This window comes from Ruegeria marisrubri (assembly GCF_001507595.1).
Classification (GTDB): Bacteria; Pseudomonadota; Alphaproteobacteria; order Rhodobacterales; family Rhodobacteraceae; genus Ruegeria; species Ruegeria marisrubri.
Window position 1 is genome coordinate 42,167 of record NZ_LQBQ01000035.1, and the last position, 16,069, is coordinate 58,235.

The following is a 16,069-nucleotide window of genomic DNA, read 5'->3' on the forward strand; positions in this document are numbered from 1 at the left end:
ATGATCCGAGAGATCCCCGGTGCGGCGGGCGGATTGCTCAGCTATTTCACTCGGCACCGGACCGCCGCGAACCTTCTTCTGCTGGTTTTCCTCGTCCTTGGCGCTGCGGCGATTCCCAACATGCGGGCGCAGTTTTTCCCCGATGTGATCCTCGAACGGCTGGATGTCACCGTCGAGTGGGAGGGAGCCGGCCCCGAGGATGTGGACAATGCCATCGTGCAGGCGCTGGATCCGGTGCTGCTGGCCGTCGAGGGTGTTGAAAGCACCACATCCGTTTCGCGCGAGGGGCGGGCCAAGATACAGGTGGAATTCGAACCCGGCTGGGATATGGCGCGTGCCGCCGATGACGTGCGAACGGTGCTGGACGGGGTGACGGGCCTGCCGCTGGATGCCGAAGAGGCCGAAATCAAGCGCGGCGTGTGGCGGGACAGGGTGACGGATGTGGTCATCACCGGTCCGATCGAGCCCGGGCAGCTGGCGCGTCTTGCCGATGAACTGATAGCCCGCCTGTTCCGGGCCGGGGTGACCAGAACGTCGATCCGGGGTGTGGCGGCGCCGCGCGTCGTGGTCGAAGTGCCCAGCGCGCAATTGATCGCCAATGACATCAGCATGTCCGAAATCGCCTCGGCGATCGCGGCCGAGGCCAATGCAAATCCGGCAGGCGACGTCGCGGGGGCCAATGCGCGAATCCGCACCGGTGCCGAGAAACGCACCCCGGAGGAAATCGAAGGCATCGTGTTGCGGACCCACTCGGACGGATCGACGCTGACGATCGGCGACGTGGCGCGCATCAGGGCCGAGGGGGTGGCCCGCGAACGCAGCTATTTTGTCGGCGATGATCCGGCCATGTCGATCCGGGTGGACCGGTCCAGTCAGGGCGACGCCATTGCGATCCAGCGGACCGTCGAGAAGGTCGTCGCCGAAATGCAGGCCAGCCTGCCGGACAAGGTGACGGTCGAGATGATCCGCACCCGGGCGCAGGCGATCGCGGACCGCCTGGACATTCTGATAGACAACGGTCTGCTGGGGTTAGGCCTGGTCATATGCCTGCTGTTTCTGTTTCTCAACGCCCGGATCGCCTTCTGGGTTGCCGCGGGTATTCCGGCCTCGATGTTTGCCGCGATCGCGGTGATGTATGCAGCCGGCTTGTCGATAAACATGGTCTCGCTGTTCGGCCTGATCATCACGCTCGGCATCGTCGTCGATGACGCCATCGTGGTGGGCGAACATGCCGATTTCCGCGCGCGCAGGCTGGCAGAGGATCCCGTGGTCGCCTCGGAACGCGCGGCCAAGCGCATGGCGATGCCGGTTTTCGCCGCCACGATCACCACGGTGATCGCATTTTTCGGCCTGACGGCCATCGGCGGCCGTTTCGGCGAGTTGATCCGCGATATTCCCTTTACGGTGATCGCGGTGCTGATGGCCTCGCTGGTCGAGTGTTTCCTGATCCTGCCGAACCATATGTCCCACGCCATCGCGCATTCGGCCAGGGAACACTGGTATGACCTGCCGAACCGCTTGGTGAACCGGGGCTTTCGGTGGATGCGCGACCACGTTTTCCGGCACCTGGTGTCCTGGGTCATATGGGGCCGGTACGTGGTTCTGGCCGGCGCGGTGGCGATCCTGGCCTCGCAGCTTGCGCTTTTCATCCGCGGTGACGTGAACTGGCGGTTCTTCAACGCGCCCGAGCGCGGCTCGGTTACGGGAAACTTCATCATGGCCGAAGGCGCCACCCGCGCCGACACGCTCGAAATGATGCGCGAGTTGCAGCGTGCGGCCGAGGAACTGGGGCGGATCTACGAGGACCGCTACGGGCGCAACCCGATAGACTATGTTCTGGCCGAGGTCGGTGGCAGCGCCGGTTTCGGTCTGCACGGTGCCGAAGGCAAGGACAAGGACCTGCTTGGCGGTATCTCGATCGAACTGATCGACGCCGATCTGCGCCCCTATTCAAGCTTTGCCTTTGTCGGCGAGTTGCAGGATTTCGTCGTCCGTCATCCGATGGTCGAGACCCTCAGCTTCCGAGGATACCGCTCTGGGCCCGGTGGTGACGCGCTCGACGTGCAGTTCTTCGGAGCGGACGTGAATACGCTCAAGGCGGCGTCCGAAGATTTGCAGGCGGCACTGCTGAAGTACCCGCAGGTTTCCGCTCTTGAAGACACTCTTGCCTACGACAAGGAAGAATTCATTCTCGACCTGACTCCGCAGGGGCAGGCGCTGGGATTTACCATCGAGACATTGGGTCGGGTTCTGCGCAACCGGCTGAACGGCATCGAGGCGGCGACATTCCCTGATGGACCGCGCAGCGCCGAAATCAGGGTCGAGTTGCCCGAAGGCGAACTGACGGCGGATTTCCTCGAGCGGACCCTGATGCGAACGCCACAGGGTGTCTATGTTCCGCTGGCCGACATCGTCTCGGTCGAGCGCAAGTCGGGCTTCGCGACGATCCGGCGGGAAGACGGGCTTCGCGTGATCTCGGTTAACGGCGACATTTCCGAGGATGATCCGGCGCGGGCCGCCGAGATCCAGCGGGCGCTGGAAAAAGAGCTCCTGCCGAGAATCGCCAGCGAGCGTCAGGTCGAATGGCGCATGTCCGGGCTCAGCGAGCAGGAAGACGAGTTCCTGACCGAGGCCCGCACGGGCCTGATCCTGTGCCTGACCGGCATCTACCTCGTCCTGGCCTGGATCTTCGCAAGCTGGACGCGGCCCCTTGTGGTGATGGCGATCATTCCCTTCGGCCTCGTCGGGGCGATCTGGGGGCATTACCTGTGGGGCGTTCCGCTGAGCATGTTCTCGGTGGTGGGCCTGCTGGGCATGACGGGCATCATCATCAACGACTCGATCGTGCTGGTGACCACCATCGACGAACATCAGCGCGACCGGGGGCTGTTCCCCTCGATCGTGGAAGGTGCATCGGACAGGCTGCGGCCGGTGATGCTGACCACGCTCACCACCGTCCTGGGGCTGGTGCCGCTGCTCTATGAAAGCTCGCAGCAGGCGCAGTTCCTGAAGCCGACGGTGATCACGCTGGTCTATGGGCTGGGCTTCGGAATGCTGCTGGTGCTCATTCTGGTCCCGGCGCTGATGGCGATCCAGCAGGACGTGGCCAGGCCTCTGACCGCGATGCGGCGTGCCTTGCGCGGCCCGGACGGTCTGGTGCGGGCCGCGATCGTGGGAACCGGTGTCGTGATGTTGGTCTGGCTGGGCCTGACGATGGTCTGGCCGCTTGTCAGCGGTAGGCTGCCAGAGGTCGTGACGTGGATGAGTGACGCGCCGGACAGCGCGAACATCATGCGGGTCGGGTTCGGGTTGTTCCTGATCGGCGCCGTGGCGATTCTGGGAATTGCGATCGGTCTATCGGCTATTCTCTTCCGGCGTTTCTCGGGGCAGCGGAGGGCCTGACGCCTTCACAACCGGCGCAGGGCGCTGTCCAGAACCCGCGGCACTCCGGCGCTCATCGCCAATTCACCCTTTCGGATCGCATCGATCGGAAACCATCCGGCATCGAGCACGTCGCCACCGGCCTTGGGGGCTCCGCTCACATAGCTGCAAGCCACGGCTACCAGCAGGTAGTGACTGACCACGGCCCCCGCACCATCGCGGCGCAGCAGGTCCAGATTGTCGACATAGGCCCTGGGGTCTGCTTCGATTCCGGTCTCTTCCAGCAACTCGCGGGCGGCGGCCGCGAATACTGATTCTCCCCATTCCACATGCCCGCCGGGAAAGCTCCACAACCCGGCGTCCGGCTGTTTCCCGCGCCGGGCCAGAAGAACCTGTCCTTCATGGATGACGACACCCAGCGCGCCGATCAGAGGAAGGCGCGGCATTGCTTACCCTGCTGCACAGCCCCGGATGTCGACCGCGTGTTTGGTGCCCAGGACCGTGATCCGTATGTCGGAACGGTCCACCGCGAAGGTGGAGCCCGAGGCGTTGATCAACTCCGAACTGGCAATCAGCGTGTTGCCCTGCCGGCGGGTCCGGGTCTCGGAGGCCCAGAGTTCCGGGGCGCCGGGTTCGATCACGGCGACTTCCTCGTCACCGGCCGGTGGCATGGTGAGATGCGCCTCGATCTGGATCCCGTCCTGTGTCGGTTTCAGCCTGCAGCTTGCCGACACGACGCCGGCCTCGCGCGCCGAGTAGGGGCGCTGCGCCATTGCAGCGGCGATGGCCGGGTGAGGGCCGGCCGCCGCATCGAGCTTGTGGTCAAAGTCAAAGCTGCCGGGCACGCAGATATCCTTGCAGACGCCGAAATCGATCTCGCCCTTGAGGCGTACCGGCTGGCCGGGGTTCACAGGGGTGATTTCGACGGGCAGAACCATCTGCCCCTTGTAGCCGACAGAGCGGATTCCGTTCTGGTCGAAGACATGCGGGGCCGGCCAGATGATCGAGACTTCGCCCACATTCCGGGAACCGCGCCAGTCGATCTGCGGAGGAATGCCAGCCTCTCCTGGTGCCCGCCAATAGGTTTTCCAACCGTCGGCCAATGTCATCCGGATGGCGCCCAGATAGGTGCCCCTGCTTGTCAGCCCACCGTCGAGAATGTCCAGCTTGACGACATCTCCGACACCCCCCGCAGAGGCAGTTGTGCCAAGCGGCAGGCAGAAAAGCAGGACGGCGGACGCCTTTTTCAACAGGTTCAGCATATAGAATAGATGCGCCCTGATTCGGGAAATGCCAAGTCACGTTCAGGTCAAGATCGTGAAATCTGCGGGAAATCTCCGGTCGTCCCTTGCAAAGCCATGGCCTGAAGGGCCATTCTCGGGATGGAGCCAGAAAGAGTTGGTTGAACATGGACCTTACCGGAAAACTTCTGATTGCGATGCCGGGGATGGGAGATCCGCGATTCGATCACTCCGTGGTCTACCTGTGCAGCCACGGGGATGACGGGGCGATGGGTCTGATCGTCAACAAACCTGCCGATCTTCAGGTCAAGCTTCTGCTCACGCAACTCAATATTCCATTGAAGATCCCCGCCGTGGGCGAGCGGTTGGTTCGCTTTGGCGGCCCTGTCGAAACCGCCCGCGGGTTCGTCCTGCACAGTTCCGATTACGAGGCGAATCTGCATTCCATGCCGGTCACGCCGGGCTTCAGCATGACGGCAACGCTTGACATACTCGAGGATATTGCCGCCGGGCGGGGGCCCGAAAGGGCCTTGTTGATGCTCGGTTATTCCGGCTGGGGGCCGGGGCAGCTCGAGGACGAGATATCGATGAACGGCTGGCTGACGACCGATGCCTCGCCCGAACTGGTCTTTGACGTGGCCGATGACGAGAAGTGGGAGGCCGCCCTGGCGACACTCGGGGTCGACCCCCTGACCCTTTCGGCAAATGCGGGGCGCGCCTGATCAGGTGTTGCGCGGCGCGGCGGCCCGGCGCAGGCGATCATTGATTGCCACGCCCAGGCCGTGATCCGGTATTGGCGTCACGGCGATGGGGCGGCCGGTTTCGTTCAGCGCGTGCAAAGCCGAAAACAGGTTGGCCGCGGCCTCGGTCAGGCTTCCTGCTTCGGACAGGTTCAGATCGCAGTCCACCGGGCCGAAACCCAGCAGGATCTCGTCTCCGCGCCGGGCCTGGGCATTCAGGCGCACAGGCGCGTCCGGAGCATAGTGCGACAGCATCTGACCCGGTGCGGACAGCGGATCACCGGTTTCATGGTGCCGCAATGTCTTGCCCAGAACCCCCTCGATCTCTTCCGCGGCCAGCCCCCCGGGGCGCAGCAGGGTCGGTTCGTCGGCAAGGCCGACGATGGTGGATTCCACACCGACGCCGCAGGGGCCGTCATCCAGCACGGCGGCAATGCGGCCATCCAGACCGGTGCGCACATGCTCGGCCGTGGTCGGGCTGATCCGGCCCGAGGGGTTGGCCGAAGGCGCGGCCACCGGGCCATCGAAAGCTGCCAGCAGTTGCCGGGCTGTCGGATGGGCCGGAACCCGGACCGCGAGCGTATCCAACCCCGCCGTCACCAACGAGGAAATCCCGTGCCCTTCGCGCAGCGGCAGAACCAGCGTCAGCGGGCCGGGCCAGAAGGCATTCGCCAGCTTTTCGGCCGCATCACTCCATTGCACGTATCGCCGCGCCGCCTCGACCGAGGCGACATGGGCGATCAGGGGGTTGAAACTGGGTCGCCCCTTGGCCGCATAGACCGCCGCCACGGCCTCGCCGTTGCGGGCATCGGCGCCCAGCCCGTAAACCGTCTCGGTCGGGAAGGCGACCAGCCGCCCCTGCCGCAGCAATTCGGCGGCCCGGGCAATGCCCGCGTCGTCTGCGGTCAGGTATTCTGTGGTCAGCAGGGGCATGTGCGGTGACGCGGCGTTTTGGTTGCTTGAAAGAGCGGTATCGATAGGTAATCGTCCAAGCCCCGACAAATACCGGCGCTGACGGGGGATTCCAAGCCCGCAGATGCGACCGGTTGGACAGCCCCGAGGAAGACCATGCCGTATCGTGCCCCAATCTCAGATTACGAGTTCCTGTTCAAAAACGTGGTCGGTTTCGACCAGGTCGCCGAGACCGAGCGCTTTGCCGAAGCCAGTTCCGATGTGGTCAGCGCGATCCTGACCGAGGCCGGCAAGATGTGCGAACAGGTGATGGCGCCTCTGCAGCGCCCGGGTGATCTGGAACCGGCACGGCTGGAGAACGGCGTGCTGCGCACCTCGCCCGGCTATGCCGAAGGCTGGAACGCGATCGCCGAGGGCGGCTGGATCGGGATGAGCGGCAACCCCGAATATGGCGGCATGGGCCTGCCGATGGCCGTGACCACTGCGGTCAACGAGATGATGAGCGCCGCCTGCCTGTCGCTGCAACTGGCGCCGCTGATGAGCCAGGGCCAGATCGAGGCGCTGGAACACCATGCCAGCGACGAGATCAAGGAGCTGTATCTGCCCAAGCTGATCTCGGGCGAATGGTCGGGCACGATGAACCTGACCGAACCGCAGGCGGGATCGGACGTGGGCGCCCTGAGCTCCAAGGCCGAACCCAATGGCGACGGCACCTATTCGATCACCGGCCAGAAGATCTTCATCTCGTGGGGCGACAACGATTTCTGCGAGAACGTGTGCCATCTGGTGCTGGCACGTCTGCCGGATGGCGCGCCGGGTACCAGGGGGATTTCCCTGTTCCTCGTGCCCAAGTTCATTCCGGATGAGAACGGCAACCCGGGCGTGGCCAACGACCTCAAGGTCGTCTCGCTGGAACACAAGATGGGCCTGCACGGCTCGCCGACCTGCGTGATGCAGTATGACGGGGCCAAGGGGTGGCTTGTCGGTCAGGAGCACAAGGGCATGGCGGCCATGTTCACGATGATGAACAACGCGCGGCTTGGCGTCGGAGGGCAGGGCGTCGGCGTGGCCGAAGGCGCCTATCAGCACGCCCTGGCCTATGCGCTGGAGCGCAAGCAGGGCAAGACGCCCTCGGGCACGATCGTCGACCACGCCGACGTGCGCCGGATGCTGATGGAGATGAAGGCCGATGTCTTTGCCTCGCGCGCAATCCTGCTGGCCAACGCGGTTGCCATCGACATGGCGCAGGCCACGGGGGACGCGGACTGGGCGGCCCGGGCGGCGCTGCTGACGCCGATCGCCAAGGCCTTTGGCACCGAGACCGGCATCCGCGTCGCCGAAACCGGGGTGCAGGTGCATGGCGGCATGGGCTTCATCGAGGAAACCGGTGCGGCGCAGTATTACCGCGACGTCCGCGTGACCGCGATCTACGAAGGCACCAACGGCATTCAGGCAATGGACCTCGTCGGGCGCAAGATGATGGACGGGGGCGAGGCAGCCGCCCGCCTGCTGGACGAGATCGAGGCGCAGGCCGAAGGCGCGCGCGCCACGATGCCCGAACTGGCAGGCCCGGTCTGGGAGGCGACGGAATCCCTGCGCGAGGCGACCGAATGGCTGACCTCTCAGGACGACATGACGGAACGGTTTGCCGGTGCCTTGCCCTATCTGCGCGCCTTTGCGCGGGTGCTGGGCGGTCACTTTCACCTGGCCGCCGCACTGGCCGATCCCGACGGGCCGCGCGCCAAGCTGGCCCGGTTCTACATCAACGCGCTGTTGCCCGAGCACGCCGGGTTGCTGGCGCAGGCGCAGAACGGGGCGAAAGATCTCTACGCGCTCAGTGCTGACGAACTGGCCGTCTGATGGACGGCGCGAGGCCTCTTGCCATGCGGTATCCATGGGAGCAACCACCCGCTGCCGGAGAGGCCATAGAGGTCGCCGAGGGCGTTCTGTGGATGCGCCTGCCGCTGCCGATGAAGCTGGATCACGTCAATGTCTACGCGCTGGATGACGGCGACGGCTGGACGGTGATCGACACCGGGTTTTCGTCGAAAAAGACCCGTGGCATCTGGGAGCAGTTGCTGGCCGGACCTCTGGCCGGCAAGCCGGTGCACCGGGTGGTGGCGACGCATCACCACCCCGACCACATCGGCAATGCCGGATGGTTCCAGTCCGAGCAGGGGGCCGAGCTGGTGACGACCCGAACCGCGTGGCTGTTTGCGCGGATGCTGACCCTGGACGTGCAGGAAACCTGGCCCGAAGAGACGCTGGACTATTACCGCAGCGCCGGAATGGCGCCGGAGATTCTGGCCAAACGCATGTCGGAACGGCCGTTCAACTTTGCCGACATGGTCTATCCGATGCCGCTGGGGTTCCGCCGGATCAAGCAGGGCGACGTGTTCCGCATGGGCGGCCGCGACTGGGACGTGCACATGGGCAACGGCCACGCGCCGGAGCATGCGACCTTCTGGAGCCGCGACGACAACCTCGTGATCACCGGCGACCAGATCCTCAGCTCGATCAGCCCGAATATCGGTGTCTATGCCACCGAGCCTCTGGCCGATCCGTTGGCCGAATGGCTGGAAACCTGCGAGCGGTTGGAACCACTTGCGCGGGCCGATCATCTGGCGCTTGGGGGGCACAAGCTGCCCTTCACCGGCCTGCCGATCCGCATGCGGCAGTTGATCGACAATCACCACGGCGCGCTCAATCGCCTGCTCGAGCATCTAGACACGCCCAAACCGGCCTCCGACTGTTTCATGCCGCTGTTCAAGCGCAATATCGGCGAGGGCGAATACGGGCTGGCGCTGGTCGAGGCGGTTGCGCATGTGAACCATCTCTACCACATTGGTGCGGTGACCCGGACCCGCCGGTCCGACGGCGCATGGCTGTATCAGCGCAAAGAGTGAGAGATGGACGACAAGATCGAAACATCAGCCGAGGCCGCCGAGGCCGCGGCCCTGCCGCGTTTCCACGAAGTTCATTCGGACCCCGACAGCAATCCGGGGCCAAAGGAACTGCCAAAGCCCCTGCAGAAACCGGTCGAAACCAAGAGCCCCGCGCAATGGGCCTATGAACGCCTGATCCTGTATATCCAGAATTTCGAGGACCAACTGGACGGCAGCCACGAGGTCGCCATGGGCTTTGCCGGGGGCGATGCCGGTGTTCTGCGGATCGAGGGGCTGGGTTATTTCGACCCGGATATCGTCACCTTCTACGGGCGGGACGAAACCGGCGCCCGGAACCAGCTTGTCCAGCATGTCAGCCAGTTGAACGTGATGCTGCGGGCCGTGCCCAAACCCACCGAGGACGCGCCGGCCAACCGCATCGGGTTCAGGCTGGCCGAAGATCTCGCGCGGGACTGATCGCAACTTCTTGCTTTTCCCGGTTTCGCGCCGTTGAATGACCGCATAGTTCAGGAGTTCAACGCGTGACACATTTTCCAGTCGTGACAAAAGCCTATGCCGAGGCCTGGACCCGAAGGCGTGTATTCGTTCCGCTGTATCTGGTCCTGCGCCTGCTGGCGCTGGCAGCAATCGCCCCGAGCCTGGCCGTCGTGGTCAACCTGACCGTGTCGCTTTCCGATCAGTCGGCGCTGACCGATCAGGACATCGCCGCCTTCGTGCTGTCTCCGGTCGGGTTCGTCGCGGCGCTGGTGCTGCTCAGTCTGCTGCTGGTTGCCGAGGTGCTGGGCTTTGCGGTCATGGCGGCCTGCCTGCGCATGGGCGAGACCGACCTGTGGCGTGCCGGGCGCTCGGCCCTGACGCTGGTGCTGTCGCGCCTGCCCAAAATCCTCGCCTTCGCCCTGCGCTTCGTTCTGCGGGTCATGGCCATGGTCCTGCCGTTCGCGGCGGTGGCGGCGCTGATCGCCTGGTGGACCCTGACGGAATACGACATCAACTATTACCTCACCTTCCACCCTCCCGCCTTCTGGGTGGCGGTGGTGCTGATCGGACTGGTGGTCCTCGTGCTTGCCTGGGTGCTGATCCGGCGCCTGTCGGCCTGGGCGCTGTCCTTGCACCTTGTGTTGTTCGAGAATGTTTCGCCGGGCGATGCGTTCGGCGAAAGCGCGCGCCTGATGGAGGGGCGTCGCAGCGACCTCAAGATCAAGCTGGTCCTGTGGCTCGGCTTGCGGATCGCCGTCGCGGCGGCGATCGGTACCGTCGCCACCCTGATCCTGTCCCTGATTCCGCTGGATGCGGGCACCAATCTGCGCCTTGCCCTGACCGTCAGCCTTGCCGTGGTCATCGTCTGGTCGCTTGCGGGACTGGTTCTGGCGGCGACGGCGCTGGGGGCGCTGGCGGTGCTGCTGGATGGGTTCTTCGAGGGCGAGCTTGCCCGGATGCCCGCAGCCGAGGGCGGAAACCTCCGGCCGCGGCTCCTTGCATTGGCGGCCGTTTCCGTGATCGCTGTTCTTGCCGGTGCCTGGGCGAGCGCGCGGGTGCTCGCGCAGGTTCAGGCACCGGAAGATGTCGAGGTGATCGCCCACCGGGGCGCTGCTGCCATCCGGCCCGAGAATACCATGGCCTCGGTTCTCAAGGCCGTTGAGGACGGCGCGGACTGGGTCGAAATCGACGTGCAGGAGACGGCGGATGGCGTCGTGGTCGTCGCCCATGACAGCGATTTCATGAAGCTCGCGGGCGTCAACCTCAAGGTCTGGGACGCCACGATGTCGGATTTGGACGACATCGACATCGGCAGCTGGTTCGACCCCGCATTCTCGGAGGAACGCACGCCGACCCTGCGGGATGTGCTGGCCGCTGCACGGGGCAAGTCCAAGGTTCTGATCGAGCTCAAATATTATGGCCATGATGTCGATCTCGAGCGCCGCGTCGCCCGGATCGTCGAGGATCTTGGGATGCAGGATGATATCGCCGTCATGTCGCTGAAATATCCGGCCGTGCAAAAGATGCGGGATCTGCGCCCGGACTGGCGCACCGGCGTTCTGGCCGCCACCGCGGTCGGAAACCTGGCCGGGCTCGAGGGCGACTTCGTCGCCGTGAGCGCCGGCATGGCCTCGCCGGGGTTGATCCGCTCGGTGCATGAGGCGGGCAAGGATATCTATGTCTGGACCGTCAACGATCCGCTGCAGATGTCATCCATGGCCTCGATGGGCGTTGACGGGCTGATCACCGACGACCCGGCGCTGGCGCGTCGCGTGTTCGAGGCGCGGGCAGAGCTTGGGCCCGCCGAGCGCCTGCTGCTGTGGCTGGCGGCCGAGTTTGGCTTGGAAGTGGACACCAAGGAAATGCGCGATGCGAATCCTTGAGGTCGCGATTCTGGCCACCTGCCTGGCAAGCCCGCTTACTGCGCAGGAATTCGCGCAGAGATTGGAAATGCCCGGCCATCGGGCATTGATGCAGGCGCGTGAGGGGGCCGACCTTTCGCCGTTCGAGACCGACGGGTGTTCCGGCGGGCTGTCTTCGAGTTGGGAACTGGTCGCCGATACCTTTCCCGATTTTGCCTCAGCCCACGAAAACGCCCCTCCGTGGGAAGCCTGCTGCGTGATCCATGATCGCGCCTACCACGACGCCGGCGGCGCATCGGAAGCCGAGGCAAGTTACCAGGCGCGTCTGACGGCGGACGAAGAGCTGCAAGCCTGCGTGATCCGAAAGGGTGACGAACGCGTGGACGGGATTGCCGAATACTATGGTGTGAAGCCCGAGCAGGTTCGGGGCGCATACGAAACCATCGCAAGGGCCATGTTCATGGCCGTCCGTTTCGGTGGCGCCCCTTGCACCGGATTGCCGTGGCGCTGGGGATTCGGCTATCCCGATTGCACACCTTTCGACGCTCTTGGAGATGCGCGCGAATGACGTGGTGACAGAGGCGCGAGAATCCATTATTCACCGAGAAAACACGCGAATAGGAATGCAAACAATGGCTGAGTACAAACACGGCGAAATGGACATCAAGGAACAGACCGAAACCTTCAACAGTTTCGTGAAGTTCATCATCTGGAGCGTTGCGGCCATCTTTTTCGTCCTGCTCTTCCTGGCAGTATTCGCATCCTGATCCGATCGGTGTGGCCCGTGTTCCGGTTGTTCATTGCCTGCATGGTGAGCCTGACGCTCGCAGCATGCGCCACCAACACCCGCGGCCCCGAAGCTGATCCGGCGAAGATCGCGGCGCGATCCTACCGCGATCCGGGGCCTGCGACCTTGACGCTCTACACGATGGTGAACAACCGGACTGGCGCCGGGGCGCACACATCCCTGATGATCAACGCCAGCGAGCGGGTGATTTTCGATCCTGCGGGGTCATTCCATGCGGACATTGTCCCGGTTCTGGACGACGTGTTGTACGGAATCACGCCGGCAGTCGAGCAGGCCTATCGCGGGTCTCATGCCCGCTCGACGCACCATGCGCTTATTCAGGAGTTGCAGGTGACGCCGGAACAGGCGGAAATCGCCTATCGCCTTGCGAAACAGATGGGGCCGGTGCCCGGTGCCTTTTGCGCCAACTACACGGCGCGGCTGTTGCAGCAGGTGCCGGGGTTCCAGGACATCGACGTCGTTTACCAGCCGTTGAAGCTGGCGGAACAGTTCGGAAAGTATCCCGGTGTCGTGACCGAGGAATACTATGAAAACGACGATGCCGATCTGCAAAAGGGCCTGGCCGAGAACAACGCCAAGCTCAACGCGCTGGATCGCGGTTCCCTATCCCAGTAGGTAGAGCATCCCATAGAGCGTTGCCGCGCCGGAAAAGATTGCCGCAAGCACGTTCTTGGAAACCAACCCCACCGTCACGGCGACCGCCGCCGCGCTCATCCGCGGCAGATCGGCCTCTCCTCCGGTGGCCGAGGGCCACACGACCAGAGGAGCGATCAGCGCGGGCAGGATGGCCACCGCCGTATAGCGCAAGTGCCGCAGCAACCACGCGGGCATCTGGCGGTCGCCCACAAGGCCGATGAACACGAACCGCAGCGCATAGCTGCCCACCGCCAGCCCGACGATGATGATCCACATGGTGACCGGATCGACGGTATTCATGCCTTGGCCTTTCTGCGGTCCAGCATGACTTCGGCCTGCGCTCCGGCGATCATGCCGGCGCAGCCCGCGATCAGCAGCCCGAGGTTGAAGGGAATGGCCACCGTCATCAACGACACGGCGACCGCGACCAGCGCGGCCACGACATGCGCCATGGTGCGCATCATCGGACCGATCATCGACAGGAAGGTGATCGGCAGGGCGAAATCCAGCGCCCAGCTTTCCGGTATCCGGGTGCCCAGAACGGCGCCCAGATAGGTGCTGAGGATCCAGAGCGGTGTGATCGGCGTCACTGAACCAAAGAAATAGGCCATCCTCTGCGGCACGGTCATCTGCGGCTCTGCCTCGAAGCGCGCGATCGAACAGGCATAGGACTGGTCAACCGTCAGGTAGGCGGCAAAGGCGCGTTGCCACAGCGGCGCGCTGCCCAGATAGGGCGTCAGCGACGCGGAATACATCGCCATTCTCAGGTTCACGGCCAGCGCCGAGGCCAGAACAATCAGCGTCGGTGCGCCGTCCTGCATCAGCTGCAGGGCCGCGAACTGCGCGGCCCCGGCAAAGACGGTCGCGGTAAAGGCCATCGTCTGGACGATGTTCAGCCCGGCCTCGGTCGCGAACACGCCGAACAGCGTTCCGAAGGGAACGGCCACGAAAACGAACGGCGCGCCATCGCGAAAACCCTTCCAGTAGTATGAATTGGATGTGGTGAAAGCCATGGCTAGATCCTATGGTGAGCGCGTCACCTGTAACGGTCATGCGAGAGGGTTGCAATTGGCCACCGAGACGGATCTGTCAGACTACATCATCGCCCCCGATCCCAAGTCTACGCGACTGACCCGCGCGGTAGAGGGCATCGACCAGAACGGCGAGACAAGCCGGATTTCGGTGGTCGAGGAACGCCCCCTGACGATCTTTCTGAACGCGCAAGAGATCGTGACGGCGATGACCATCGGCGACTACCCCGAATATCTGGCGCTGGGTTTTCTGCGCAACCAGGGCATGTTGCGCCCGGATGACGAGATCACGCGCGTCGATTACGACGACGATCTGGAAACCGTGGTGGTGCGCACGGCGCGCGAGACCTCCTACGAGGACAAGCTCAGGAAAAAGACCCGCACCAGCGGCTGCGCGGTGGGCACGGTGTTCGGCGACATGATGGAGGGGCTCGAGGGCGTGACCCTGCCGCAGGTGCCGGTGCGCACCTCGTGGCTCTATGATCTGGCGGCCAAGATCAACCGCACGCCGTCGCTCTATCTTGAGGCCGGCGCGATCCACGGCACGGTCCTGTGCCAGCAGAACCGCCCACTGGTCTACATGGAGGACGTGGGTCGCCACAACGCGGTGGACAAGATCGCGGGCTGGATGCTGTCCGAGGGCGAGACGGCGGGCGACAAGATCCTCTACACCACCGGTCGGCTGACCTCGGAAATGGTGATCAAGACGGCGATGATGGGCATCCCGGTTCTGGCCTCGCGCTCGGGCTTTACCGCCTGGGGGGTCGAGATCGCGCGTGAGGTCGGCCTGACCCTGATCGGCCGGATGCGCGGGCATCGGTTCGTCTGTCTTTCCGGGGCCGACAGGCTGGTGCGCGACGCGGACCCTTCGACGGTGCCGGTCGAGGACAAGAAACATCGACGCAAAAGCGCAGAAGGGTAAGAAAATGCAAAAGCCCCTTGGCGTGATACTGGCGGGCGGCAGGGCCACCCGCATGGGCGGCGGAGACAAGGGCCTGCTGACGCTGGGCGGGCAGACCTTGCTGACCCGCGTGATCGAGCGGTTGCGACCGCAGGTCGGTGCCATGGCGCTCAACGCCAATGGCGATCCAGACCGCTTTGCCGATCTGGGCCTGCCGGTGATCGCGGATTCCATCGAAGGTTTCGCCGGGCCGCTGGCGGGTGTTCTGGCCGGGCTCGACTGGGCCGCGGGACAGGGCGCCGAGACCATCGTGACCGCCGCCGCCGACACGCCCTTTTTCCCGCTTGATCTGGTGGAAAGGCTGGTTCGGGCCTCCGAGGGGCAGGCGCATCCATTGGTGCTGGCCACCACCCCGCGAGGAGAGGGCGAGGCGCTGAAATCCGGCGGCCGGGTCAATCGGCACCCGACCTTCGGCCTCTGGCCCGTCGCCCTGCGCGACGACCTGCGGGCGGCGCTGAACGACGGGCTGCGCAAGGTGGTGCTGTGGACCGACCGGCATGGCGGGCGCGAGGCGCTGTTCCCGGTCGAAGGGTTCGACCCGTTCTTCAACGTCAACACGCCCGAAGATCTGGCCCGGGCCGAGGCGATGCTGGAGGGGGCATGAGGATCTACGGCGTCACCGGCTGGAAGAACGCGGGCAAGACCGGGCTGATGGAGCGGCTTGTGGCCGAGATCACCGGGCGCGGCTTCACGGTTTCGACGGTCAAGCATGCGCATCACTCCTTTGACGTGGACCATCGCGGCCGCGACAGCTATCGCCACCGCGAGGCGGGCGCGCAGGAGGTGCTGTTGGCCTCGAAATACCGCGTCGCCCACATGCAGGAGCTACGTGGCGCCCCCGAGCCGCCGCTGGCCGATCTGCTGGGTCGGCTGTCGCCCGTCGATCTGGTGCTGATCGAGGGCTACAAGCGCGAGCGGCACCCCAAGGTCGAGGCATTCCGGGCCGAACCCGGCAACCCGCTGATCGCGGCGCAGGATGAAACCATACGCGCCGTGGCCAGCGACACGCCGCTGGAGCTGGACCGGCCCGTCTTTGACCTGAACGACACCAGGGCGATTGCCGATTTCATCCTTGGGGAAGTGGGGTTGTGACCTTGAATTGCGGCTATCCGTG

Annotated in this window: 17 protein-coding genes; 12 read left to right on the plus strand and 5 right to left on the minus strand. The window is 64.6% G+C overall.

Features of this window, described 5'->3' with window-relative positions; translation table 11 throughout:
• On the plus strand, window positions 1–3,402 hold the full coding sequence (locus AVO45_RS14425; protein WP_068348184.1) for an efflux RND transporter permease subunit: 3,402 nt from the start codon (window positions 1–3) through the stop codon (window positions 3,400–3,402).
• Between the two features lie 5 nt (window positions 3,403–3,407).
• On the opposite strand, the gene AVO45_RS14430 is transcribed toward AVO45_RS14425, so the two are convergent.
• Together AVO45_RS14430 and AVO45_RS14435 are read right to left on the minus strand one after the other, a co-directional pair.
• Window positions 3,408–3,827, minus strand: a complete 420-nt coding sequence (locus AVO45_RS14430; RefSeq protein WP_068348186.1) for an NUDIX hydrolase — start codon at window positions 3,825–3,827, stop codon at window positions 3,408–3,410.
• A 3-nt stretch (window positions 3,828–3,830) separates the two neighbouring features.
• Complete coding sequence (locus AVO45_RS14435) at window positions 3,831–4,643, minus strand: protein-disulfide reductase DsbD domain-containing protein (protein WP_068348188.1); 813 nt, start codon at window positions 4,641–4,643, stop codon at window positions 3,831–3,833.
• Window positions 4,644–4,789: 146 nt separating this feature from the next.
• On the opposite strand from AVO45_RS14435, the gene AVO45_RS14440 reads away from it, so the two are divergent.
• Entirely contained in the window at window positions 4,790–5,344 is a 555-nt protein-coding gene (locus AVO45_RS14440) for a YqgE/AlgH family protein (RefSeq protein WP_068348190.1), read from the plus strand.
• Here the strand turns inward: AVO45_RS14440 and AVO45_RS14445 are convergent, their stop codons facing one another.
• Window positions 5,345–6,295 (minus strand): L-threonylcarbamoyladenylate synthase, encoded by a 951-nt coding sequence (locus AVO45_RS14445; protein ID WP_068348193.1) that lies wholly within the window; start codon window positions 6,293–6,295, stop codon window positions 5,345–5,347.
• A 135-nt stretch (window positions 6,296–6,430) separates the two neighbouring features.
• On the opposite strand from AVO45_RS14445, the gene AVO45_RS14450 reads away from it, so the two are divergent.
• The 7 genes from AVO45_RS14450 (at window position 6,431) to AVO45_RS14480 (ending at window position 12,942) form a co-directional block, all read left to right on the plus strand.
• Window positions 6,431–8,134, plus strand: a complete 1,704-nt coding sequence (locus AVO45_RS14450) for an acyl-CoA dehydrogenase (protein ID WP_068348194.1) — start codon at window positions 6,431–6,433, stop codon at window positions 8,132–8,134.
• Window positions 8,134–9,180 carry an MBL fold metallo-hydrolase gene (locus AVO45_RS14455; protein WP_068348196.1) on the plus strand — a complete coding sequence of 349 codons (1,047 nt, stop codon included), beginning with the start codon at window positions 8,134–8,136 and terminating at the stop codon, window positions 9,178–9,180. Before AVO45_RS14450 ends, AVO45_RS14455 begins: the two co-directional genes overlap by 1 nt.
• Before the next feature lie 3 nt (window positions 9,181–9,183).
• Window positions 9,184–9,636, plus strand: a complete 453-nt coding sequence (locus AVO45_RS14460) for a DUF6173 family protein (protein ID WP_068348198.1) — start codon at window positions 9,184–9,186, stop codon at window positions 9,634–9,636.
• A 65-nt stretch (window positions 9,637–9,701) separates the two neighbouring features.
• On the plus strand, window positions 9,702–11,540 hold the full coding sequence (locus tag AVO45_RS14465) for a glycerophosphodiester phosphodiesterase (RefSeq protein ID WP_068348200.1): 1,839 nt from the start codon (window positions 9,702–9,704) through the stop codon (window positions 11,538–11,540).
• Entirely contained in the window at window positions 11,527–12,087 is a 561-nt protein-coding gene (locus tag AVO45_RS14470) for a hypothetical protein (protein WP_068348201.1), read from the plus strand. Before AVO45_RS14465 ends, AVO45_RS14470 begins: the two co-directional genes overlap by 14 nt.
• Before the next feature lie 64 nt (window positions 12,088–12,151).
• Entirely contained in the window at window positions 12,152–12,286 is a 135-nt protein-coding gene (locus AVO45_RS14475; protein WP_068348204.1) for an aa3-type cytochrome c oxidase subunit IV, read from the plus strand.
• A 41-nt stretch (window positions 12,287–12,327) separates the two neighbouring features.
• A complete protein-coding gene (locus tag AVO45_RS14480; RefSeq protein ID WP_068348686.1) occupies window positions 12,328–12,942 on the plus strand; it encodes a hypothetical protein in 615 nt (204 codons plus the stop codon).
• On the opposite strand, the gene AVO45_RS14485 is transcribed toward AVO45_RS14480, so the two are convergent.
• On the minus strand, window positions 12,931–13,263 hold the full coding sequence (locus AVO45_RS14485; protein ID WP_068348206.1) for an AzlD domain-containing protein: 333 nt from the start codon (window positions 13,261–13,263) through the stop codon (window positions 12,931–12,933). The two genes, AVO45_RS14480 and AVO45_RS14485, sit on opposite strands and share 12 nt — an antisense overlap.
• Window positions 13,260–13,976: an AzlC family ABC transporter permease gene (locus AVO45_RS14490; RefSeq protein WP_068348208.1), complete on the minus strand. Its 717-nt coding sequence runs from the start codon at window positions 13,974–13,976 to the stop codon at window positions 13,260–13,262. The genes AVO45_RS14485 and AVO45_RS14490 overlap by 4 nt, the downstream gene beginning before the upstream one ends.
• On the opposite strand from AVO45_RS14490, the gene AVO45_RS14495 reads away from it, so the two are divergent.
• Genes AVO45_RS14495 through mobB form a run of 3 tightly spaced genes read left to right on the plus strand, consistent with a single transcriptional unit; the run spans window position 13,975 to window position 16,047 of the window.
• Entirely contained in the window at window positions 13,975–14,916 is a 942-nt protein-coding gene (locus tag AVO45_RS14495; protein ID WP_099045739.1) for a formate dehydrogenase accessory sulfurtransferase FdhD, read from the plus strand. The genes AVO45_RS14490 and AVO45_RS14495 overlap by 2 nt on opposite strands.
• A gap of 4 nt (window positions 14,917–14,920) precedes the next feature.
• Window positions 14,921–15,559 (plus strand): molybdenum cofactor guanylyltransferase MobA, encoded by a 639-nt coding sequence (mobA, locus tag AVO45_RS14500; protein WP_068348212.1) that lies wholly within the window; start codon window positions 14,921–14,923, stop codon window positions 15,557–15,559.
• Window positions 15,556–16,047: a molybdopterin-guanine dinucleotide biosynthesis protein B gene (mobB, locus tag AVO45_RS14505; RefSeq protein ID WP_068348213.1), complete on the plus strand. Its 492-nt coding sequence runs from the start codon at window positions 15,556–15,558 to the stop codon at window positions 16,045–16,047. Before mobA ends, mobB begins: the two co-directional genes overlap by 4 nt.
• The last annotated feature ends 22 nt before the right edge of the window (window positions 16,048–16,069 follow it).